This window comes from Bradyrhizobium sp. STM 3843 (genome assembly GCF_000239815.1).
Taxonomy (GTDB): Bacteria; Pseudomonadota; Alphaproteobacteria; order Rhizobiales; family Xanthobacteraceae; genus Bradyrhizobium.
Window position 1 is genome coordinate 12574 of sequence record NZ_CAFK01000171.1, and the last position, 20944, is coordinate 33517.

The 20944-nt window shown below is 63.6% G+C and carries 20 protein-coding genes and 1 tRNA gene; 19 read left to right on the plus strand and 2 right to left on the minus strand.

The annotated features are described in order from the left end of the window. Positions 1–12: 12 nt before the first annotated feature. The 8 genes from BRAS3843_RS41605 to BRAS3843_RS18515 all read left to right on the plus strand — a co-directional run bounded on the left by BRAS3843_RS41605 (position 13) and on the right by BRAS3843_RS18515 (position 7516). A complete protein-coding gene (locus tag BRAS3843_RS41605) occupies positions 13–222 on the plus strand; it encodes a hypothetical protein (protein ID WP_008970515.1) in 210 nt (69 codons plus the stop codon). Between the two features lie 948 nt (positions 223–1170). Further along, on the plus strand, positions 1171–2745 hold the full coding sequence (locus BRAS3843_RS18485; protein WP_008970518.1) for a 2-isopropylmalate synthase: 1575 nt from the start codon (positions 1171–1173) through the stop codon (positions 2743–2745). Positions 2746–3046: 301 nt separating this feature from the next. Beyond that, positions 3047–4039 carry a TRAP transporter substrate-binding protein gene (locus BRAS3843_RS18490; protein WP_035982102.1) on the plus strand — a complete coding sequence of 331 codons (993 nt, stop codon included), beginning with the start codon at positions 3047–3049 and terminating at the stop codon, positions 4037–4039. Between the two features lie 113 nt (positions 4040–4152). Beyond that, on the plus strand, positions 4153–4725 hold the full coding sequence (locus BRAS3843_RS18495; RefSeq protein ID WP_008970520.1) for a TRAP transporter small permease: 573 nt from the start codon (positions 4153–4155) through the stop codon (positions 4723–4725). Further along, positions 4725–6008: a TRAP transporter large permease subunit gene (locus tag BRAS3843_RS18500; RefSeq protein WP_008970521.1), complete on the plus strand. Its 1284-nt coding sequence runs from the start codon at positions 4725–4727 to the stop codon at positions 6006–6008. The genes BRAS3843_RS18495 and BRAS3843_RS18500 overlap by 1 nt, the downstream gene beginning before the upstream one ends. Before the next feature lie 153 nt (positions 6009–6161). Then, on the plus strand, positions 6162–6803 hold the full coding sequence (locus tag BRAS3843_RS18505) for a Spy/CpxP family protein refolding chaperone (RefSeq protein ID WP_008970522.1): 642 nt from the start codon (positions 6162–6164) through the stop codon (positions 6801–6803). A gap of 183 nt (positions 6804–6986) precedes the next feature. Continuing rightward, positions 6987–7062: transfer RNA gene (locus BRAS3843_RS18510), tRNA-Lys, on the plus strand. 178 nt (positions 7063–7240) lie between these two features. Then, positions 7241–7516, plus strand: coding sequence for a hypothetical protein (locus BRAS3843_RS18515; protein ID WP_008970524.1), 276 nt, complete (start codon positions 7241–7243; stop codon positions 7514–7516). Positions 7517–7694: 178 nt separating this feature from the next. Here the strand turns inward: BRAS3843_RS18515 and BRAS3843_RS18520 are convergent, their stop codons facing one another. Continuing rightward, the gene (locus tag BRAS3843_RS18520; RefSeq protein ID WP_347379582.1) at positions 7695–8090 is read right to left on the minus strand and encodes a MarR family transcriptional regulator; all 396 of its coding nucleotides are present in this window, start codon (positions 8088–8090) and stop codon (positions 7695–7697) included. A 250-nt stretch (positions 8091–8340) separates the two neighbouring features. On the opposite strand from BRAS3843_RS18520, the gene BRAS3843_RS18525 reads away from it, so the two are divergent. The 10 genes from BRAS3843_RS18525 to BRAS3843_RS18570 all read left to right on the plus strand — a co-directional run bounded on the left by BRAS3843_RS18525 (position 8341) and on the right by BRAS3843_RS18570 (position 19071). After that, positions 8341–9618, plus strand: coding sequence for an amidohydrolase/deacetylase family metallohydrolase (locus tag BRAS3843_RS18525; RefSeq protein ID WP_008970526.1), 1278 nt, complete (start codon positions 8341–8343; stop codon positions 9616–9618). Between the two features lie 110 nt (positions 9619–9728). Further along, positions 9729–12020: a xanthine dehydrogenase family protein molybdopterin-binding subunit gene (locus tag BRAS3843_RS18530; protein WP_083841389.1), complete on the plus strand. Its 2292-nt coding sequence runs from the start codon at positions 9729–9731 to the stop codon at positions 12018–12020. Next, positions 12017–12850: an FAD binding domain-containing protein gene (locus BRAS3843_RS18535; protein ID WP_008970528.1), complete on the plus strand. Its 834-nt coding sequence runs from the start codon at positions 12017–12019 to the stop codon at positions 12848–12850. Before BRAS3843_RS18530 ends, BRAS3843_RS18535 begins: the two co-directional genes overlap by 4 nt. Continuing rightward, positions 12847–14040, plus strand: coding sequence for a 2Fe-2S iron-sulfur cluster-binding protein (locus BRAS3843_RS18540; protein ID WP_008970529.1), 1194 nt, complete (start codon positions 12847–12849; stop codon positions 14038–14040). Before BRAS3843_RS18535 ends, BRAS3843_RS18540 begins: the two co-directional genes overlap by 4 nt. Before the next feature lie 74 nt (positions 14041–14114). Next, complete coding sequence (locus BRAS3843_RS18545) at positions 14115–15272, plus strand: ABC transporter substrate-binding protein (protein WP_008970530.1); 1158 nt, start codon at positions 14115–14117, stop codon at positions 15270–15272. Positions 15273–15330: 58 nt separating this feature from the next. Further along, the gene (locus BRAS3843_RS18550; protein ID WP_008970531.1) at positions 15331–16203 is read left to right on the plus strand and encodes a branched-chain amino acid ABC transporter permease; all 873 of its coding nucleotides are present in this window, start codon (positions 15331–15333) and stop codon (positions 16201–16203) included. Further along, a complete protein-coding gene (locus BRAS3843_RS18555; RefSeq protein WP_008970532.1) occupies positions 16200–17234 on the plus strand; it encodes a branched-chain amino acid ABC transporter permease in 1035 nt (344 codons plus the stop codon). Before BRAS3843_RS18550 ends, BRAS3843_RS18555 begins: the two co-directional genes overlap by 4 nt. Further along, entirely contained in the window at positions 17234–18010 is a 777-nt protein-coding gene (locus BRAS3843_RS18560; RefSeq protein WP_008970533.1) for an ABC transporter ATP-binding protein, read from the plus strand. Before BRAS3843_RS18555 ends, BRAS3843_RS18560 begins: the two co-directional genes overlap by 1 nt. Then, positions 18003–18707 carry an ABC transporter ATP-binding protein gene (locus tag BRAS3843_RS18565; protein WP_035982109.1) on the plus strand — a complete coding sequence of 235 codons (705 nt, stop codon included), beginning with the start codon at positions 18003–18005 and terminating at the stop codon, positions 18705–18707. Before BRAS3843_RS18560 ends, BRAS3843_RS18565 begins: the two co-directional genes overlap by 8 nt. After that, entirely contained in the window at positions 18700–19071 is a 372-nt protein-coding gene (locus BRAS3843_RS18570) for a Rieske (2Fe-2S) protein (RefSeq protein ID WP_244425385.1), read from the plus strand. The genes BRAS3843_RS18565 and BRAS3843_RS18570 overlap by 8 nt, the downstream gene beginning before the upstream one ends. A 6-nt stretch (positions 19072–19077) precedes the next feature. On the opposite strand, the gene BRAS3843_RS18575 is transcribed toward BRAS3843_RS18570, so the two are convergent. Beyond that, a complete protein-coding gene (locus BRAS3843_RS18575) occupies positions 19078–19938 on the minus strand; it encodes an alpha/beta hydrolase (protein WP_008970536.1) in 861 nt (286 codons plus the stop codon). Positions 19939–20261: 323 nt separating this feature from the next. Here BRAS3843_RS18575 and BRAS3843_RS18580 point away from each other — a divergent pair. Beyond that, on the plus strand, positions 20262–20944 hold a 683-nt coding region (locus BRAS3843_RS18580; protein ID WP_175361136.1), incomplete at its 3' end, for a transporter substrate-binding protein.

Genomic DNA, 20944 nt, shown 5'->3' on the forward strand with positions numbered 1-20944 from the left:
GGGAGACGATCAATGGGCTGCGTCGACAGAATCGTCACCGGCGGCCGGCGGTCCTGCCAGATCGCAGCCGAAGATTTCTATTTCTTTTTTTCAGAAATTGTGCTTTACTCGCTTCATCCCGCCTCGTCGAAGAGGGACGTACGCGTCGTCACGATACGTGGAGTGCGGGGAGCGATGGACGTGAAGGCGACAGCGGACGACTGGCGCCTTTGCGGACGGTGAAGTCGTGTGGTCCCGGCATCCCGGTGCTGATGTCTGCGCGGCGCGGAAGCGTCGTCGTAAGGGGGCAAGAAAGCCGGTCCCCTGGGAGAGCGCGTATAAATCGTAAACCCATCGCGCAGGGAAGGCCGGGATGTCTCGGCTGCACCTGTGGTTCCTACCCCGTGCATTTCATTCGCACGGGGGCCATGGGGGTGGCGAGCTCCCGGCCTTCCCTGCGCCCTCCGACGTCGAGGGCTTCGGTATTGGCATCACCCGGGCACGCCGTGCCGCGGGAGGGTGAGGACGTGTCTAATTGTCTGATTGGACGTAGGAGAAGTGCGATGCCGAAGCCACAATTTTCAGTGTCATCGTCCGCCATCGGGTCTCGCCTTCGGCGAGCCCGACGACAGGCTCCGGCGGACGATCCAGTATTCCAGAGGCGGTCGTGTTAGGATCCGGTTCGCACCTCAGGTCAGCCGGCCGCGTGCGGGCAAATGGCGCGAACATGCGGTGCCATCCCGGTTCATTTTTGCCGTCTCTGGGATACTGGGTACCCCGCCTGCGCGAGGTACGACGGTCGAGGGGGAGCTCCAATACGTCACCCCTCCTGACCCTTATTCGGCGTTGCGGTGGTCAGGTTTTCTCGGTTAAAAAGGGGCTAGAGAACGCGCCGGCAACCAAGCATCAATGGTTTTGCCGCACGCTAGTGGTGTTCTCGAAGGGTCTGGCAATGCTGATTCGTGGCGCAAGGATTGGAGCAATCGACGGAGCGGTTTCCGCACCGACGGTCGCTGCCGCGCCGCTGCTGCCCACCCTTACCCCGACCCTTTCGCTCGGGCTGCTGCTTCTTAGCTGCCCCTGAGGGCCGGCTGGGCGCGATGCGCCTGGGCACTCAGGGGTTTGCGCGAGATCACGAAAACCCTTCAGCGCCTTCCAGATAAGCGCACCAGCGAACAAGGAACTCAAGCGATGTCCACCGCACCGAAGTCCGACAAGGACCGCGTCATCATTTTCGACACCACCCTGCGCGACGGCGAGCAATGCCCCGGCGCCACCATGACCTTCGAGGAGAAGCTCAACATCGCGGCCATGCTGGACGGCATGGGCGTCGACGTGATCGAGGCCGGCTTCCCGATCGCCTCCGACGGCGATTTCGAGGCGGTCAATGAGATCGCCAAGCGCACCCAGAACGCCGTGGTCTGCGGCCTGTCGCGCGCCGGCGCCAAGGATATCGACCGCTGTGCGGAAGCGATCCGCCCCGCCAGGCGCGGCCGCATCCACACCTTCCTGTCCACCTCGCCGGTGCACATGAAATACAAGCTGCAGATGGAAGCGCAGCAGGTCTTTGAGCTGGTGGTCTCCTCGGTGACCCGGGCGCGCAACCACACCGACGATGTCGAATGGTCGTCGGAGGACGGCACCCGCACCGAGTTCGACTTCCTGTGCCGCTGCGTCGAGGCCGCGATCAAGGCCGGCGCCACCACGATCAACATTCCCGACACCGTCGGCTACGCCGTGCCGGAGGAATATTTCGACCTGTTCAAGCGCGTGCGCGAGACCGTGCCGAATTCCGACAAGGCGGTGTTTTCGGTGCACTGCCACAACGACCTCGGCATGGCGGTGGCCAATTCGATGGCCGGCATCCGCGCCGGTGCGCGGCAGATCGAATGCACCATCAACGGCATCGGCGAGCGCGCCGGCAATGCGGCCCTGGAAGAGGTCGTGATGGCGATGCGCGTGCGCAACGACAAGCTGCCGTTCTGGAACAAGATCGATACTACCCAGCTGACCCATGCCTCGAAGGTGGTGTCGGCGGCGACCTCGTTCCCGGTGCAGTACAACAAGGCGATCGTCGGCCGCAACGCGTTCGCGCATGAAAGCGGCATCCATCAGGACGGCATGCTGAAGAACGCCCAGACCTACGAGATCATGCTGCCGGAGACGGTTGGCGTGAAGCAGACCTCGCTGGTGATGGGCAAGCATTCCGGCCGCCATGCCTTCATCCACAAGCTGGAGGAGATGGGCCACAAGCTCTCCGGCAACCAGCTGGAGGACGCCTTCGTCCGCTTCAAGGCGCTGGCCGACCGCAAGAAGCACATCTACGACGAGGATCTGGAAGCGCTGATCGACGAGGGCATGGTGCATGCCCATGACCGCATCAAGCTGGTGTCCTTGAGCGTGATCGCCGGCACCCGCGGGCCGCAGCGCGCCACCATGAAACTCGACGTCGACGGCGAGACCCGGATCGAGGAGACCGAGGGCAACGGACCGGTCGATGCCGTGTTCAACTGCATCAAGTCGCTGGTTCCGCACGAGGCCAAGCTGGAACTCTACCAGGTGCACGCAGTGACCGAAGGCACCGACGCGCAGGCCGAGGTCTCGGTGCGGCTGTCGCAGGACGGCCGTTCGATGACCGCACGCGCCGCCGATCCCGACACGCTGGTGGCGTCGGCCAAGGCCTATCTTGGCGCGCTCAACAAGCTGGTCATGAAGCGCCAGCGCGACGTGGCCCAGCAGTCCGCCGCGGCGGTTGCTGCGAGCTGACGGAGACACCGTCGCTCCGGGGCAGCCGTGTAACGGCTGAACCCGGAATCTCGACCTGATAAGGCGAGGTGCTAATAAAATCGAGATTCCGGGGTCGGTCCTGACGGACCGCCCCGGAATGACAGGGAAGGGAATGCCAAGCTTTCGCAGCGCAGCACGGGATTTCCGCCTCTGCGGCGAACGACGAATGGCAATCCGTCCGCCTTACCGCTATTGATGCTCTGGCATACAAGCGGGGGCGTCATCGCAAGCGCCCCCGAAGAAACTTCGGGAGGAAGTCTTGCTGACAGTACGTCATGTGATGGTCGCGGCCTCGCTTGCCGCGCTCGCGCTGGTCGGGCCGGCCGCGGCCGCCGACAATCCGATCGTGATCAAGTTCAGCCACGTCGTGGCGTCCGACACGCCGAAGGGCAAGGCGGCCGACAAGTTCAAGGAACTGGCCGAGAAATACACCGACGGCAAGGTCAAGGTCGAAGTCTATCCGAACTCGACGCTCTACAAGGACAAGGAAGAGCTGGAGGCGCTGCAGCTCGGCGCCGTGCAGATGCTGGCGCCCTCGAACTCGAAATTCGGCCCGATCGGAATCAGGGAGTTCGAGGTGTTCGATCTGCCCTACATCCTTCCCGACCTGAAGACCCTGCGCAAGGTCACCGACGGCCCGCTCGGGGCCAGGCTGCTCAAGCTGCTCGATGCCAAGGGCATGACCGGGCTTGCTTATTGGGACAACGGCTTCAAGCAGATGACCGCCAACAAGAAGCTGGTGGCACCTGCCGACTACAAGGGCCTGAAATTCCGCATCCAGTCCTCCAAGGTGCTGGAGGCGCAGTTCCGCGCGCTCGGCGCGATCCCGCAGGTCATGGCATTCTCCGACGTGTATCAGGCGCTGCAGACCGGCGTGGTCGACGGCCAGGAGAACACCTGGTCGAACATCTACACGCAGAAAATGCACGAGGTGCAGAAATACGCGACCGTGACCAATCACGGCTATATCGGCTACGTCGTGGTCGTGAACAAGAAGTTCTGGGACGGCCTGCCGCCGGACATTCGCGCGGCCTGCGAGAAGGCGATGAAGGAAGCGACCGACTTCGGCAACAGCCAGTCGGCCAAGGAGAACGACGACGCGCTGGAAGAGATCAAGAAGGCCGGCAAGACCGAGATCGTCACGCTGACGCCCGAGCAGGACGAAGCGATGCGCAAGGCGATGATGCCGGTCTACAAGGACGTGGCCTCGCGGGTCGGTCAGCCCTTGATCGACGAATTCCTCAAGGAGACCGGCCGCAGCCCGATGAACTGAGGCGGCAAATCCAGCCTGCAGACAGCGAAGATGGGCCGCGGCCTTCTGCGCCGCGGTCCGGTGAATGATCGAACGGCGGTCGCGCGCCGTCCGATCGCCTGTTGGGGACCTTCATGCTGCTACGCATTCTCGACCGGCTGGAGGAGATCATCATCGCGAGCCTGATGGGGGCTGCGACCTTGATCACCTTCATCGCCGTGGCGCATCGCTTCCTGGTCGATGTGCCCGTGCTCTATCCGTACCTGTTCCAGATCAATCTGGCCTGGTCGCAGGAACTCTGCATCTACATGTTCATCTGGATGGCCAAGTTCGGCGCCGCCTATGGCGTGCGCACCGGCATCCATGTCGGCGTGGACGTGCTGATCAATCGCCTCAACGACCGCTGGCGCAAATGGGTGATCCTGTTCGGCCTGTTCGGTGGGGTGGTGTTCACCTTCATCGTCGGCACCATGGGCGCCAAGTTCGTCATCGAGCTGATGCAGACCGACCAGGTCTCGCCGGATCTCGAGATCCCGAGCTGGATCGTCTATGCCTGCATCCCGCTCGGCTCCTATTTGATGTGCTTCCGCTTCATCCAGGTGATGTGGGCCTATTTCTGGACCGGCAACCTGCCGCATCACGACGCCTCCCATGTCGATGACATCGAGGTCAGCCCCAAGGCGCCGATCGCGCTCGGAGAAGCCTGATGAGCGCGGCGCTGATCTTCGGACTGTTGTTTGCCCTGATGCTGACGGGCATGCCGATCTCGATTTCGCTCGGCCTCACCGTGCTCACCTTCCTGTTCACGATGACGGAAGTGCCGATCGAGAGCGTCGGCTTGAAGCTGTTCTCCGGCCTGGACAATTTCGGGATCATGGCGATCCCGTTCTTCATCCTGGCCGGCACGTTCCTGACCCGCGGCGGGGTGGCGCGGCGCATGATCGCGTTCACGACCTCGCTGGTCGGACATCTGCCGGGAGGGCTCGGCCTTGCCGGCGTCGCGGCCTGCGCGATGTTCGCGGCGATCTCCGGCTCCAGCGTCGCCACCGTGGTCGCGATCGGCTCGATCATGATGCCGGCGATGGTCGATTACGGTTATCCGCGCCGCTTCGGCGTCGGCGTGATCTCGACTTCAGGCGCGCTCGGCATCCTGGTGCCGCCCTCGATCATCCTGGTGCTCTACGGCGTCTCCACCAACACCTCGATCGGCGCGCTGTTCATGGCCGGCATCGTGCCGGGCATCCTGCTGGCGCTGATGCTGGCGGCGGTGACTTGGTTCGTTGCCTACCGCAACGGCTACCCGAAGCTGAAGCGGGCGACGCTCGCCGAGCAATTCACTGCCTTCCGTGAGAGCCTGTGGGGCCTGCTCCTGATCGGCATCGTGCTCGGCGGCATCTATGGCGGCATCTTCACGCCCACTGAAGCCGCCGCCGTCGCCGCGGTCTACGCCTTCATCATCACGGTGTTCGTCTACAAGGAGCTCAAGCTCGTCGATGTGCCCAAGGTGCTGCTGCAGGCCGCGAGCATGAGCTCGATGCTGCTCTACATCATCACCAATGCGGTGCTGTTCTCGTTCCTGATGACGCACGAGCAGATCCCGCAGGCGATGGCGGCGTGGATCGTCGACAAGCACTTCTCGATCTGGATGTTCCTTTTGGTCGTCAACGTCATCCTGCTGCTCGCCGGCAATGTGATGGATCCGTCGTCGATCCTCCTGATCATGGCGCCGATCCTGTTTCCGTTGGCGACCAAGCTCGGCGTGCATCCCGTGCATCTCGGCGTTCTGATGATCGTCAATACCGAGGTCGGCCTGTGCCATCCTCCGGTCGGACTCAACCTCTACATCGCATCGAGCATTGCCAAGATGGGCATCAGCGAGATCACTATCGCAGTGCTGCCATGGCTTTGCGCAATGCTGGTCTTCCTGGGGCTGATCACTTACGTGCCGGAAATCTCGCTCTGGTTGCCGAAGCTGCTCGGAATGATTTGAAGCAGTCTGCAATGATCTGAAACAAATCGCCAAGATTTTGCTGTGCTGTCAGACTGTTACATCGGCGGGATACGGAGGACTCTATCCAAACTGTAAGTTGATCGCGGGATCGAAGGCCCTCATGCTGGTCCGGCCTTTCCGATGGAGGTTCGCATGAAAAGGTTCACTGTTGCCGCAGTCGCGGTGCTCGCCATCGCGGGCTCGACGGCGGTTTACGCTCAGCGCTCGTGGTTTTCCGATCATATGCACCACGTGCGAATGAGTCCCGAAGACCGCGCGGCATTCCTCGATGCGCGGATAGCTGCCGTCCATGCCGGGCTGAAGCTGACGCAGGATCAGGACAAACTGTGGCCGCCGGTGGAGAGCGCCGTGCGCGACCTGGTCAAGCTGCGCGTTGATCGCGCCAACGCTCGGATGAAGGCGGCGGACGACAATCAGGAGGGGCAGACGCCGGAGGATCCGGTGGCCCGCTTGCGGGAGCGCGCCGACACGATGGCGGCGACCGCCGAGGCGATGAAGAAGATCGCGGATGCCGCCGACCCGCTCTACAAGACCCTCGACGATGCCCAGAAGCGCCGGCTGGCCGTGCTGACCCATCACGCCGGGAGGTTCGGTCCGGACGGTTGGCGGCACCGTTGGATGGAGCGGGGCGAGAATGGTCCCGACGGACGAGGCTTTGGCGGACGCCACTTCGGTATGGGGCCAATGTCTGGCATGGACTCGATGGGCCTCATGGGGCCTTCCCCGGATCATATGGGCGGGCCGGATGAGGAGCACGATTCCGGTCGGCTCTGATGCCGGAAATTTGCCGGCGGTTCGTCCGGAATCGGCTGCTCTGCAGCACGCTGGGGAAAACCGCCGGAAACGGCCGGTTTTCCCGGTCCGGGCATGCGAAAAATCCCTTTCTCTTGCTGGACATCCGGGAATCGCTTTGCTAAACGACCGGCTCTTGTGAAGGTCTTTCCGGACGCAAGCTCCGGGCGCATAGCTCAGTTGGTAGAGCAGCTGACTCTTAATCAGCGGGTCCTAGGTTCGAGCCCTAGTGCGCCCACCATGCCTTTCAAAGACTTAGCCGCTACATCTTCAGAACGGATCTTTCAGTTGGAAGGTCAGCTGGTAGATTTGTTCTCCATTCATTGGTCAACGATCATTTCTCTATTTTAAGTAGATATATCACATCATCTCATCCGGCGCGCCCATGTATTGTCCTGGAGACCTCGTCCATCGTCACCATGATGGCGACGCTCCCGGAAAGCGACTGCCTCAGTCTCTTGCTCCGTTCGCAGGCTTCGGCCGACTTCGCTGCGGCTGACATCGCCGTGCTCGACATTCCGCTGGAGCCCGTGGCGCTGCGTCGGCGTGACCATCGGATTCGGCTGGCTGCCGACGACGGTCCAGAGCGCATTCTGCTCCTGATTGCGGACTTGGTTCAGGGCAGTGGCAAGGCAAATACGAACGTCGAGGGATTGAGACCGGTCCTCTCAAAGCGTCAACGACAGAAAAGATGAGACCTGTATCGCGATGGTTGAGCCTTCGCATCCGCGCCCTTACGCGTGACATCAGCCTGGACCTTCACAAACGGCTTTGCGGCACTGACCTTCGCGCGCGGTGTACCCACGAGCGCCGCCGTGTCGCGATCAGGAATTGGGCAAGGCAGGCCAAAAGCGCGGCAGTAGCGGTGAATTCCTAATCAATCAGTGGCGCCACGTGATCGCGTGCGGCGTTGCCGGCTACGATGCGCTGCATCATCGCGATGAATTGAGAGCGCTCCTTTTCGGTCAACTCGTCCAGCGTGGCGTCATGGGCGGTACGCGCGGCATGTTCGATTTTGGCGAGCAGCGCGGCTCCGGACTTGGTCAGCCGACACACGCGCGCGCGGCGGTCGGCGGCATTGATCGGGCGTTCGACCAGATTGCGGGCTTCCAGCCGCTTCAGCGCACCGGTCGTGGTGGTCCGGTCGAGCGCAATGTCGGCTGCCAAAGTGGTTTGATCCGCCGTTTTTCGCACGGCGAGTGCCGAAAGCAGGCTGTATTGAAGCGGCGTGATCTCGAACCGGCCGCATGCCTCCTGGAACAGCGCCACATGGATCTGATGCAGCCGCCGGATCAGGAAGCCCGGTCGCTCCGACAATGGCCACGGGTGATCGCCCCGCGTTTTTCGTGACTGCGTTTGCCGCAACGCACCTTCTCCGAACTTCGAGCGAAATTCCGCTCATGTCTCAACTATCTCGATTCGGAGCCGCTGGCGACATTCCGATGGCATGGAGCTTGCTTCGTGAATTACGAAGCATGCTTCGTATTTTCATTTGCAGGTTCCATGTCGAGGAGGTGCCATGCCCGTCAACGCCAGCTTTGACGTCATCCTGCGCGGCGGGCGCGTGATCTGTCCGGCCTCAGGGATCGACGGCATCAGAGACGTGGCCATTCGCAACGGCAAGATTGCTGCGGTTCAACCCGACGTCCTGCCGGCCAGCGCGAAGGCGGTGATCGATGTCACCGGCAAGCTGGTGCTGCCCGGACTGATCGATACGCACGCGCACGTCTATCAATATGTGTCCGGCCGCTTCGGCATGAACCCCGATATGGTCGGCGTCCATTCCGGTGTTACGGCCGTGGTCGATCAAGGCGGGCCTTCCTGCATGACCTTGCCGGGCTTTCGCCATTTCATCGCGGAGCCTGCAAAGTCGCGGGTCTATGCGTTCCTGTCCGCCTATCTCGTCGGCGGTCTCGAGGGGCATTATTATCCGCAGCTCTATAGTCCTGACGGCGTCGATATCGACGCGACGGTGAAGGCCGCGCGCGCCAATCCCGACATCGTGCGCGGGATCAAGGCCCATGCCGAGATCGGCGGCTTCGCGCGCTGGGGCATTCGCGTCATCGAGATGGCGGCGGAGATCGGCCGCCGTGCCGAGCTGCCGGTCTATGTTCATTTCGGTCAGCTCTGGGGTCTGCCCGCCAGCGGCGCCAATGGCGAGGACGCCGATACGATCCTGACCCGCGTCATTCCGCTGCTGAAGGAAGGCGACGTGCTCGCGCATCCGTTCACGCGCCATCCCGGCGGCTTTATCAACCGCGAGGGCGAAGTCCATCCTGTGATTCGCGCCGCGCTCGATCGCGGCCTCAAGGTCGATGTCGGGCATGGCAGCCATTTCTCTTATCGGCTCGCAAAGAAGGCGATCGCCGCCGGAATCGTGCCGACGACGCTCGGCGCCGACATCCACGGCTATAACACCCATGTCCCTGCGCCGGCTGGAACGCCTGATCAGCACGAGGATGATGAGAACCATCCATTCGCCGGGCAAGCCAAGTTCAGTCTCGTGCAGGCGATGAGTTCGATGATGGCGCTCGGCCTCTCGCTCGAGCAGGTGGTGCCGATGGTGACGTCCAATCCGGCGAAGCTGTTGGGACGCGAAAGCGCGATTGGCGCGCTCAAGGTCGGCATGGATGCCGATGTCTCGGTGCTGACGCGGCGGCTCGGGCGTTTTGTCCTGCGCGACAACGAAGACAACCGGGTGATTGCCGACAGTCTGTTGCAGCCGGCGTTCTGCCTGCGGGCAGGCGTGCGTTACGATGCGGATGCATCGATCCTGCCCGAAGCAGTCGCTGCCTAGCTTTCGTAGGAGGGAATTCGGTGCGCGACGGTGATCATTCTGCGGCGGACGGGCCGGGCGCAGGCCAAGGCGTCGGCGCGCGCCTGCTCCGCAAGGAAGACGACCGTCTGATGCGTGGGCGCGGCCAGTTCGTTGCCGATATCCGACTTCCAGGGTTGCAGGATATCGCCTTCGTGCGCAGCCCGCTCGCGCATGCGCGGATCCGCAGCATCCAGATTCCGGAAGCCTATCGTAGCAGCGTGTTCACGGCGGCCGATCTCGTCGGCGTCCAGCCGATCCGCGCAGTATCGGGTCTTCCCGGCTTCAAGATCTCCGAGCAGCCGGTGCTCGCGACCGGGAAGGTGCGCCAGGTCGGCGAACTCGTCGCGATGTGTGTGGCGCCGACACGTGCCGAGGCGGAGGACATTGCGGCAGCCGTGGTGCTCGATTTGGAAGAGCTGCCGGCCGTCCATGACATGTTGCGCGCACGCGATCCCGGTGCGCCGCTGGTTCATGAGCATTGGGGAGACAACATCTTCCTGGAGACCAACTACGAGGTGGACATCGCCTCGGCACTTGACGCCCCCATCAAGGTCAGTCGCGAGATCACCACAGCGCGCCAATGCATGTCGCCGCTGGAAGGCCGCGGCGTGGTTGCGACCTTCGATCACCGCCTCGATCAGCTCACGCTCTATTCTGCGGCGCAGATGCCGCACATCAACCGCAACGGCCTCGCCGAATGTCTCGGCATGGACCAGGGACGCATCCGCGTCATCTCGCCGGATGTCGGTGGCGGCTTTGGCCACAAGGGCATCCTGCTCCCCGAAGAAATCTGCCTGGCCTGGCTGACGATGCAGCGTGGCCAGCCGGTGCGCTGGATCGAAGATCGGCGGGAGCATCTGACCGCGAGCGCCAATTGCCGCGAACACCACTACAAGATCACGGTCTATGCCGATCGCGATGGTCGCCTGCGCGGCATCGATTGCGAAGCGACCGTCGATTCCGGTGCCTACTCATCCTATCCGTTCTCGGCCTGCCTGGAGGCGGCGCAGGTCGCGAGCATCCTGCCGGGCCCCTACGTGATGCCAGCCTATCGCTGCCGAACGTACTCGGTTGCCACCAACAAATGCCCGATCCTCCCCTATCGTGGTGTCGCCCGCACCGGCGTGTGCTTCGCGCTTGAGCTGATGCTCGACCTGGTTGCGGCCGAAGCCGGGCTCGAGCCCGGCGAAGTGCGGCTGCGCAATCTGGTGCAGCCGGCGCAGATGCCGTTCGACAACATCACCAAGAAGCATTTCGACAGCGGCGACTATCCGGAAGCGGTGCGGCGCGCCTTGGCGTCGATCGACATCGAGGCGGTGCGCGCGCGACAACGCAGAGGTGAGCCCGATGGCCGGCGCATCGGGGTCGGGCTTGCGATCTATTGCGAGCAGGCCGCGCACGGCACCTCGGTCTATTCCGGCTGGGGCATTCCGATGGTGCCCGGTCACGAGCAGGCAACGGCGCGTCTGACGCCGGACGGCGGACTCGAGCTGCGCGTCGGCGTGCACTCGCACGGCCAAAGCATGGAAACGACGCTCGCCCAGGTCGCGCATGAAATACTCGGTGTTGACGCGGCCAAGGTTCGCGTCGTGCTCGGCGACACTGCGATGACGCCGTATTCGACGGGCACCTGGGGCTCGCGGTCGATGGTGATGGCGGGCGGCGCGGTCGCGACTGCCTGCCGCGCCTTGGCCGAGCGCGCCACGCGAATCGGCGCCAAGTTGCTGCAGCAGGATGCTGCGCAGGTGGTCTTTGACCATGGCGAGGTGCGCGGCGCCAACGGCAGTGTGAGCCTCCGGGAGATCGCCCACACCTGGTATCGCCGGCCGCAGGATCTGCCTGGCGACGTCGATCCCGGTGGGTTGGAGGTGACGTCCGGCTACAAGCCGCAGCGCGACAGCGGCACCTTCAGCTACGCCGCCCATGCTGCCGTCGTCGCTGTCGATCCCGATCTCGGCACGGTCGAGATTCTCGACTACGTGATCGTCGAGGACGGCGGCGTGCTGGTCAACCCGATGGTCGTCGACGGCCAGATCTATGGCGGGTTGGCGCAAGGCATTGGCACGGCACTCTATGAGGAGATGCCGTTCGATGCCGCCGGACAGCCGCTCGCTACTACGCTTGCGGACTATCTGCTGCCGGGGCCGACCGAGGTGCCGGCCCCACGGCTGCACCATATGGAAACGCCGTCGCCCTATACCGAGTTCGGGGTCAAGGGCATCGGCGAAGGTGGCGCGATCGCGCCACCGGCTGCGATCGCCAACGCGGTGAACGATGCTCTGCGCCCGTTCGGTGCCGAGATCATGCGCTCGCCGATCACGCCGTATCGGATCGTGGAGGCGCTGCTCGCGGCGCCGACTGAGGGGAGGGCGGCCGCATGAAGCCCGCGCCCTTCGCCTATGAGCGTCCGCGCGATCTCTCCTCTGCGTTGACGTCGCTCGCCGGCGGCGGTCCCGCAGCCAAGATCATGGCTGGCGGCCAGTCATTGGGGCCGATGCTCAATCTGCGGCTGGTTGCTCCCGAGCTGATCGTCGACGTCACTGGTGTCGACGAGCTGAAACAGGCCGATCTCGGTGCCGATGAACTCGTGCTCGGCGCCTGCGTGACCCACGCCGATATCGAAGATGGCCGTGTGCCCGATGTCACTGGCGGCGCGATGCGTGCCGTAGCCGCCAACATCGCCTATCGGGCGGTCCGCAACCGCGGCACCATCGGTGGTTCGCTCAGCCATGCCGATCCGTCCGCGGACTGGGTCTCTGCGCTGTCCGCCCTCGGTGCCAGCGTCACACTCCGCAGCCAGGCCGGAACGCGTAAGATCTTGATCTCTGAATTCGTGACCGGAGCGCTGCAGAGCTGCCTCATGCCGGACGAACTGGTTGTCGCAGTCCATGTTCCGAAACGAGCAGCGTCGTCGCAGTGGGCCTATGTCAAGACGTGCCGCAAGACCGGCGAATTCGCCCACGGGCTGTGTGCCGTGCTGATCGATCCAGACGCAGGTACGGCACGGATCGTCATCGGAGCGATCGACGCCGCGCCGATCCTGGTGCTCCACCCGGAGGAGATGTTCGGTGGTCCCATCAAGGGGGATTACAAGGAACGGTTTGACGCGCGGGTCGCCGATCGTCTGCTGTCCGCAGCAGGAGTGAGCGAGCCGGCTCATCGGCACATTCATCTGACCGTGCTCAAGCGTGCGATCCGGGAGGCCGCATGACCGCGCTTGCGCTCACCGTCAACCGGCGCGAGGTCGAACTGCTCGCGGAGCCGCGGACGAGCCTGGCCGATATCGTGCGCGACAAGCTCGACCTGACCGGGACACATCTGGGCTGCGAGCATGGCGTCTGCGGTGCCTGCACGATCCTGCTCGACGGTGTGCCGGTGCGATCCTGCATTACCTACGCAGCCGCCTGCGCGGGCGCCGATGTCACGACGATCGAGGGACTCGACGGCGACGAGATCGCGATCGAGCTGCGGGCAGCCTTCACCCGCGAGCATGCGCTCCAGTGCGGCTATTGCACGCCGGGAATGCTGGTGTCCGCGCGCGATCTCGTGTTGCGCCTGCCGGAAGCGGATGAGCGACAGATCCGGATCGGCATGAGCGGCAATCTCTGCCGCTGCACCGGCTATGTCGGCATCATCAGGGCTGTTGGCTTTGTCATCGCCGAACGCCGCGCGCGCGGCATCGCCCCAGAGCCGGATGGTGGGCGCAGGCTTTTGGGGCCGGCGGGCTCGGGCCACGGCTCATTCGGACTTGACGAACGACAGGACACGACACGGCCGACGCCGCTTGCAACTGCCGAAGCCAAAATCGCAAGCGATGTTGCGACGGATTTCAGGCCCGCGGCGGTCATCGCGCAATCGTTCGAGGTCGCTCATGCACCCGACAAGGTGTTCGCGCTGTTCGCCGATATCGCCGCGGTGGCTTCCTGCCTGCCGGGCGTGACGCTCGAAAGCGCAAGCGACCCGCAGCATATCCGCGGCGAGATTCGTGTCCAACTCGGACCGATCGTGGCCAGCTTTGTCGGTGTCGCGCAGGTCGAGCAAGATCCGTCGACCATGTCCGGTCGCATCGTCGGAGCGGGCGATGATCGGCGTAGCCGCTCGTCGGCACAAGGCGAGATCCGCTATGCGCTGGCACCGATCCGTCTCGGCGCTGCAACGCGGGTCGATCTGTCGATCGGCTACACGCTCACCGGCTTGCTGGCCCAGGTTGGCCGCGCCGCCCTGGTGCGTGATGTCGCGCGACGCCTGGTGGCCGCGTTCGCAGACAATCTCGATCGGAACCTTTCGGGCGATGCACCGGGCGAGAGCCGACAGCAGGAGACTATCAACGCCCTGACGATGTTGGTCGACATCTTGCGGGAGCGCGTGCCCCGCTGGCTTGGAGGAGGCGGCCGCCATTAGCGGCCGAACAGAGAGGTTGCGGGATGGGGTGCCTCGGGCCGCATCGCGCGTAACTGGTATGCGACGGAGATGACATGATGCGAAGCCTTCGGACTGTTTCCTTCATTGCGCTGGCAACGGCCTGCCTCGGCGGCAGCGCGCTGGCGGCAGATACCATCAAGATCGGCGTGAACGAGCCCTTGACCGGCGCGTTCGCGGCTTCCGGCACCTATGTCGTGAATGGCGCCAAGATCGCCGCCGACGAGATCAACGCCAAGGGCGGGCTTCTCGGCAAACAGGTCGAGCTGGTGATCGAAGACAATAAGAGCAATCCGACCGAGGCCGCAGCGGTCGCGGAGAAGCTCATCACCAGCGACAAGACGCCGGTGATGATGGGCGCGTGGGGCTCCAGTCTGACGCTGGCCGTGATGCCGAAGCTGATGGAATATGAGGTCCCGATGGTGGTCGAGACGTCATCCTCCTCCAAGATCACGACCACCGGAAATCCCTACATCTTCCGCATCTCGCCGCCTTCGTCGGTGGAGGCCGCCGCGTTCAAGACGATCGTCGACAAGCTGGCGCTGAAGAAGGTCGATTTCCTCGTCATCAATAATGACTGGGGCCGTGGCACGGCCGAAGACTTCAGCAAGATGATGAAAGAGAAGGGTATCGAGATCGGCGTCGTCGAAACCATGGACCAGGGCGCGCAGGACATGAGCGCCCAGCTATCCAAGCTGAAAGGGACCGATTCCGAGACCATTATCGTGACGACGGCGGTGGATCAGCTGACGCTGATCTTCAAGCAGGCGGCTGCCCTCGGTCTGAAGAAGCGCATCATCACCACCGGCGGTTCGCAGAATCCGGACCAGATCATCGCCCAGGCCGGCGCCGCCGCGAACGGCACCATGCACCTGACCACCTTCCTGCCGTGGTTTCCCGACCAGACCCCCAATCCGGAAGCGACCAAATATTTCATCAGCGAATGGAAGAAGCGCGGTTTTGATTTCGCCGGCTGCACCGAGAGCTTCCGCGGCTATGACGGCATCCGCACCGCGGCCGCCGCGATCGAGAAGGCGGGCAAGGCCGACCCTGCGGCGATCAAGGCCGCGCTGTGGGATATCGACGTCAAGGGTCTGAACGGCGACATCCTGTTCAAGAAGTCCGGCCCCGCTGGCAAGGAGAGCGGGCAGAGCCAGCCGAACGTCTATCTCATCGAGATCGACGACGGCAAAGTCGGCATGAAGAGCCTGTGAGGTGAACAACCACGGGCGGTGCGCTCGCGCTTCGCCCACACCGGCGTGAGGACGGCATTTGAGCGAATTTCTCCAGCATCTTCTCAACACGCTCGTGCTCGGCGGCACCTACGCGCTGCTCGGCATCGGGCTCACGCTGATCTTCGGCATCATGAATGTCGTGAATTTCACCCACGGCATTCTCTATACATTCGGCGCCTACATCATGTTCATCGTGGTGCAGAAGCTGGAGCTGAATTTCTTTCTGGCGCTGCCAGTGGCGGTCATCAGCGGCTGGCTGCTCGGCGCGCTGGTCGAACTGACCCTGTTGCGGCCGTTCCGCGGTTCCGACATCGACACCACCATGCTGGTGATGATCGGGGCCTGGATCGCGATGCAGTCGGCAACACTCTGGGTATGGGGTGGGGTGGCGAAATCAGTGCCGACGCCATTTCCGGAAGCGCCGCTTGTGCTTGGCCCGGTCTCGGTTTCCTGGCTGCGGCTGTTCGTGCTCGCTGCCGCAGCGCTGCTGATCGTGCTCACCTATGTTCTGATCAATCGCACCCGGCTCGGCTGTGCGATGCGTGCGACGTTCCAGGATCACGACACGGCGGCGCTGATGGGCGTCAACGTCGACCTGGTCTATACCTCGACCTTTGCGGTCGGCTCCAGCCTTGCCGCGGCCGCCGGCGCGCTGCTCGGACCCGTCTACGTCGTCTATCCGCAGATGGGCGATCTCGCCGCCGTCAAAGCCTTCGCGATCGTCATTCTCGGTGGGCTTGGCAACATCACCGGCGCGGTCATCGGCGGCTTCATCCTGGCTCTCGCCGAGGAGCTCGGGGCCGGCTATGTCTCGTCGGGCTATCGCGACGCGATGGGCTTCCTGATCATCATCGCGGTGCTGATCTTCCGGCCGACCGGCTTGTTTCCCCGCGCGGAGCGAGTCGGATGAAACTGGCGGTGTCCATCGCGGCCGTCGCAGCGCTCGCCTCAGTGCCGCTCTGGCTGCGAGATCCCTATCTCCTGAACGCGCTGATCACGACCGGCATCTTCGTGATCGGCGCGATGAGCCTCAACCTTTTGCTTGGCTTCACCGGTCAGCTCAGCCTCGGCCACATCGCCTTCTTCGGCATCGGCGCCTATGTCAGCGCATTGACCTCGCTCGGCTTCGATATCGGGCTTCCCGGCGGCTTTCGCATCGTGCATGAGCCCTGGCCGCCGCTCGCGGGCTTCGCGCTCGCCGTGCTCGTGGCCGCGTTATGCGGCTATCTGGTCGGGCGGCTGTCGTTCCGGGTGCGCGGCGCTTATTTCGTGATCGTCACGATCTCCTTTGCGGAAGTGGTGCGGCTGGTCGCGCTGAACTGGGTCGAGCTGACGCAGGGGCCTCTGGCGCTGACCAGCATTCCACCGATGCAGGTCGGCTGGCCGGGCCTCGGCGAGTTCGTGTTCAGGACCAAGCTGCATAACTACTACCTCGTGCTCGGCACCGCTGCCCTCTGTTATCTTCTGATCGCACGACTCGTCGACTCGCAGTTCGGTCGCGCCATGCGCGCCCTGATGGAGAACGAGACGCTGGCGGTCTCGATCGGTATCGATGTGACGAGGACGCTGAGCATCGCCGCCATGGTCTCGGCTGGCATCGCTGGAGCGGCCGGCAGCCTTTATGCGCATTACATGAAGATCATTGATCCCGAAGTGTTTGCCTTCATCAATACCGTGACGATGGTGATCATGGTCATCACCGGTGGCAAGGGATCATTGGCCGGCCCGGTCGTCGGTGGCTTGATCTTCGGGTTGATGCCCGTTGCGCTTCGTCCGGTGATGGCGCCGGAGGCGCAATGGATCGCCTATGGCGGGATCCTGATCGCCATCCTGTTCCTGATGCCGCGCGGCATCGTGCCCGCTCTTGCAAGGCACTTTCCGCGACCGAATCCGGCTGCACCGGAGGCCTTCGCCAACCGCGACGCGAAGGAGAGCGCGTGATGGCGGAAGCGGCGCTGCGCGTCGACAAGGTCGCGATGCATTTCGGCGGGCTGGTCGCGATTTCCGACATGACCTTCGTCGTGGGTGAGGGCGAGATCGTCAGCCTGATCGGGCCGAACGGCGCGGGTAAGACCACCGCCTTCAATGTCGTGACGGGTTTTCTCACCCCGACGCATGGCGAGGTCAGCTACCGCGGCCAGGTGCTGACCGGGCTGAAGCCGCAGCAGATCGCGAGCCTTGGGCTGGTCAGGACGTTTCAGCGCACCAGCGTGTTTCCAAACGACACCGTCTACCAGAATGTGGTGATCGGGCTGCACCGACGCGGCAAGGCAACGCTGTTGTCCTCCATTCTGGGCTTGCCGGGGGCACGCCAATCGGAGGCGGCATCGAGACGGGAGGCGGTCCAGCTCATCGAATGGATTGGGCTTGGGCGGCGCGCCCATGATCTGGCCGGATCACTGTCCTACGGCGAGCAACGGCTGGTCGGAGTGGCCGTGGCGCTCGCCGCCGAACCCTCGATGCTGCTGCTCGACGAGCCGGTGTCAGGCATGAATGCGTCGGAGACGCACACCTTCGTGCAGTTGATCCGCAAGCTCCGCGACCGCGGCATCACGATCCTGCTGGTGGAGCACGACATGCCGATGGTGATGAGCGTCTCCGACCGCATCGTGGTCTTGAACTATGGCCGGATCATCGCCGAGGGTCCTCCTGACGCGATCCGCAACGATCCCGCCGTGATCGAGGCCTATCTCGGCCAGGGCGTGAAGCATGCTTGAAGTGCGTGACATGGTTTGCGGCTATGGCGGCGTCACGGCGCTGCACGGCATCTCGCTCGAGGTCAAAGCGGGACAGCTGGTGGCGCTGATCGGCGCCAATGGGGCCGGCAAGAGCACGACCTTGCGCGCAATCTCCGGCCTCGTGCCATTGCGCGCGGGATCGATCCGCTTTCATGGCCAGGACATTGGCGGCGTCCGGCCGCCGCGCATCCTCGCCGCTGGTCTTGCGCATTGTCCGGAAGGCCGCCGCGTCTTCCCGCATATGAGCGTCGAGGAAAATCTCGATATGGGGGCCTATCTGCGCAGCGACCGCAGCGAGGTCGCGGCGGATCGCGATCGTATCTACAGCGAATTTCCGCGGCTGGCGGAGCGCAGGAAGCAGGCCGCCGGCACGCTGTCAGGCGGCGAGCAGCAGATGCTGGCAATCGGCCGCGCGCTGATGTCGCGACCCCGGCTCGTGATGTTCGACGAGCCGTCGCTTGGGCTGGCGCCGAATATCGTCGAACGGACCTTTGCGATCATCCGCCGCATCAGAGACTCCGGAACGACCGTGCTGCTGGTTGAACAGAATGCGTTCGCCGCGCTCGATATGTGCGACTACGCCTTTCTGTTGGAGAGTGGGCGGATCGTGCTGTCGGGATCGGGCGCGGAGTTGATCGCGAACGAACACGTCCGGAAGGCCTATCTTGGTGGATGATCATCTGCCCGGGGACTCCGCAGGGTCGCATGGCCTCTGGTTTCCCGTTTGTGATTTCAAGCGGCTCGTGGATGCCGGCATCGTGCCGGTCCGCGTCGCCGGACTAGATCTGGTGCTGATGGCGAGTGAAGGCGGTGCGTTCGCCTGCGAACGCGCTTGTCCGCACGAACAGGCCGATCTCGCCGGTGGCCGCGTCTCCGGCGGCCGGTTGTTCTGCCCGCGCCATGCCGCCTCCTTCTATCTCACGGACGGCGCGGTCTCCTCGGGCTGGCAGATACGGCCGTTGCGGCTCTATCCAGTGCGGGTCGAGCGGGGCGAGGTCCTCATCGACGCCGCCGCGCTGAAATCGGCAGGTGAGGGATAGCCTGCGTCAAGGAAGAAGTTCGCGGGCAGCTTTGACCAATGCGCCATCGGGCCGGCGCAGCTCGGCAAGGATCGTGAAGTGGTCGGCGCCATCGATCGGAAGCAGCCGTCCCGGCGCGCCGGCTGTGCTGCGCCGCTCATGGAAGTTGATCGAATCCAGCACGAGCGCCGGAAGCTCGTTGGTGCCATAGGCGATATCGAGACGCTTGTTGACCACCGGCAGCCGTAGCGGCGACAGCGTCTCGATCTCCTTATTGGTAAGCTTCAGCGCAGTGTTCAATCCGGTATCGCGGATCGGCGCGAGTTCGTACACGCCAGAGATCGCGAGGCCCGCGGCAACGCGCGGATGATCGAGCGTCATCGCGACCAGATGCCCGCCGGCGGACCAGCCCGAGGTGACCACGGGACCGGCGATCCCGTGCGCCGCGCCGTTCTCGGCGAGCCAGTCCAAGGCGCTACGGATCTCATCGACGATCTGCGTCAGGGAGACGTCTGGAGCCAACGAATAGCCGGGTATTGCCACCGACCAGCCATGCGAGGCGACGCCTTCGACCAGCATGGCGAACAGCTCGCGCGAATTGCGTTGCCAGTAACCGCCATGAATGAAGACCAGGCACGGGGCGTTGGGATCACGGGCCGGATAGAGATCGATCTTGTTTCGCTCGCGCGGACCGTAAGGCAGGTCGAGCGCCGAGTGGAGCGTCGCGCGCGCACGGGCAGAGGCTGCATTGCGTTCGGCGATCAGCTCCGGGCTGTTCTTGACTGCGCGGTTGTTGTCATAGGCGGCATCCCGCTCGCTCTGCGACAGCCTGCCCCAGTGCTCGCGGGGATCGTCAGGACGATGCTGGGTGGCGGCAGCATTGTTCATTCGCTCATCTCCTTGAGCTCGGCCGTTCTGCAACCAGCACGAACGTCTGCCTGACTGTTGTGTGATGCTCATTCCATGTGTATTCAGTGTCGCCCAGGCGTCTAGCACGACGACGAGAGCGAGACCAAGCGGAGGTGCTCATGCAGTCTCTGCCCAGATCGGGCCCGAGTATATATCAATTGCTCATTTTGCGCGCAGCTGTCGCCTAATATACTGGCGCAGCGTCCTCTTTTCCTTGATTGTCGATTCGGTCATAAGCAAATTTTGGCGTATCCGCTGCGAGCGATACGCCTTTGGGATTTCAAGGGTAACTTCGGTCGATCATGACAAATGATGCTGGGGAGGCAGGCTGGCGTGTCGGTGTGCTGTTCTCGCAGACTGGTGTGACCTCGGGCATCGAGCGGACGCAGCTCAATGCCACCCTGTTGGCGATCTCGGAGATCAATGCCGCGGGCGGTATCCTCGGTCGGCCCGTTGAGCCGGTGATCTACGATCCTGCATCGGACCCGAAGAAGTTCCGCGCCTTCGCCGAGCGGCTGTTCCAGGTCGATCGCATCCGCCTGCTGTTCGGCTGCTACATGTCGAGCACGCGCAAAGCCGTGCTGCCGTCGGTCGAGGGCCACCGCGGCCTGCTGTTCTATCCGACGCTCTATGAAGGCTTCGAATATTCGCGCAACTGCATCTACACCGGCGCAGCCCCCAACCAGAATTCGCTGCAACTGGCCCGCTTCCTGCTGTCCACTTATGGCAACCGCTTCCTGTTCGTCGGCTCGAACTACGTCTACCCCTATGAATCCAACCGGCTGATGGCCGATTTCGTCGTGCAGGGCAAAGGCAAGGTGCTGGACGAGATCTACGTGCCGCTACACGCTCAGGCCAAGGACTTCGACAAGGTCATCGCCCGGATCAAGAAGACGTCGCCGGACGTGATCTTCTCGACCGTGGTCGGCAGCGGCACGGCCGATTTCTACCGTGCCTACCGCGCGGCCGGCTTCGATCCGATACG

Excerpts from the sequence above, each read along its gene's own strand:
- BRAS3843_RS18490 (WP_035982102.1), top strand. The coding sequence starts at position 3,047 with ATGGTCGCGGCCTCGCTTGCCGCGCTCGCGCTGGTCGGGCCGGCCGCG.
- BRAS3843_RS18535 (WP_008970528.1), top strand. The coding sequence starts at position 12,017 with ATGAAGCCCGCGCCCTTCGCCTATGAGCGTCCGCGCGATCTCTCCTCT.
- BRAS3843_RS18495 (WP_008970520.1), top strand. The coding sequence starts at position 4,153 with ATGCTGCTACGCATTCTCGACCGGCTGGAGGAGATCATCATCGCGAGC.
- BRAS3843_RS18555 (WP_008970532.1), top strand. The coding sequence starts at position 16,200 with ATGAAACTGGCGGTGTCCATCGCGGCCGTCGCAGCGCTCGCCTCAGTG.
- BRAS3843_RS18505 (WP_008970522.1), top strand. The coding sequence starts at position 6,162 with ATGAAAAGGTTCACTGTTGCCGCAGTCGCGGTGCTCGCCATCGCGGGC.
- BRAS3843_RS18525 (WP_008970526.1), top strand. The coding sequence starts at position 8,341 with ATGCCCGTCAACGCCAGCTTTGACGTCATCCTGCGCGGCGGGCGCGTG.
- BRAS3843_RS18545 (WP_008970530.1), top strand. The coding sequence starts at position 14,115 with ATGATGCGAAGCCTTCGGACTGTTTCCTTCATTGCGCTGGCAACGGCC.
- BRAS3843_RS18500 (WP_008970521.1), top strand. The coding sequence starts at position 4,725 with ATGAGCGCGGCGCTGATCTTCGGACTGTTGTTTGCCCTGATGCTGACG.
- BRAS3843_RS18485 (WP_008970518.1), top strand. The coding sequence starts at position 1,171 with ATGTCCACCGCACCGAAGTCCGACAAGGACCGCGTCATCATTTTCGAC.
- BRAS3843_RS18575 (WP_008970536.1), bottom strand. The coding sequence starts at position 19,938 with ATGAACAATGCTGCCGCCACCCAGCATCGTCCTGACGATCCCCGCGAG.
- BRAS3843_RS18515 (WP_008970524.1), top strand. The coding sequence starts at position 7,241 with ATGATGGCGACGCTCCCGGAAAGCGACTGCCTCAGTCTCTTGCTCCGT.
- BRAS3843_RS18565 (WP_035982109.1), top strand. The coding sequence starts at position 18,003 with ATGCTTGAAGTGCGTGACATGGTTTGCGGCTATGGCGGCGTCACGGCG.
- BRAS3843_RS18530 (WP_083841389.1), top strand. The coding sequence starts at position 9,729 with ATGCGTGGGCGCGGCCAGTTCGTTGCCGATATCCGACTTCCAGGGTTG.
- BRAS3843_RS18540 (WP_008970529.1), top strand. The coding sequence starts at position 12,847 with ATGACCGCGCTTGCGCTCACCGTCAACCGGCGCGAGGTCGAACTGCTC.
- BRAS3843_RS18560 (WP_008970533.1), top strand. The coding sequence starts at position 17,234 with ATGGCGGAAGCGGCGCTGCGCGTCGACAAGGTCGCGATGCATTTCGGC.
- BRAS3843_RS41605 (WP_008970515.1), top strand. The coding sequence starts at position 13 with ATGGGCTGCGTCGACAGAATCGTCACCGGCGGCCGGCGGTCCTGCCAG.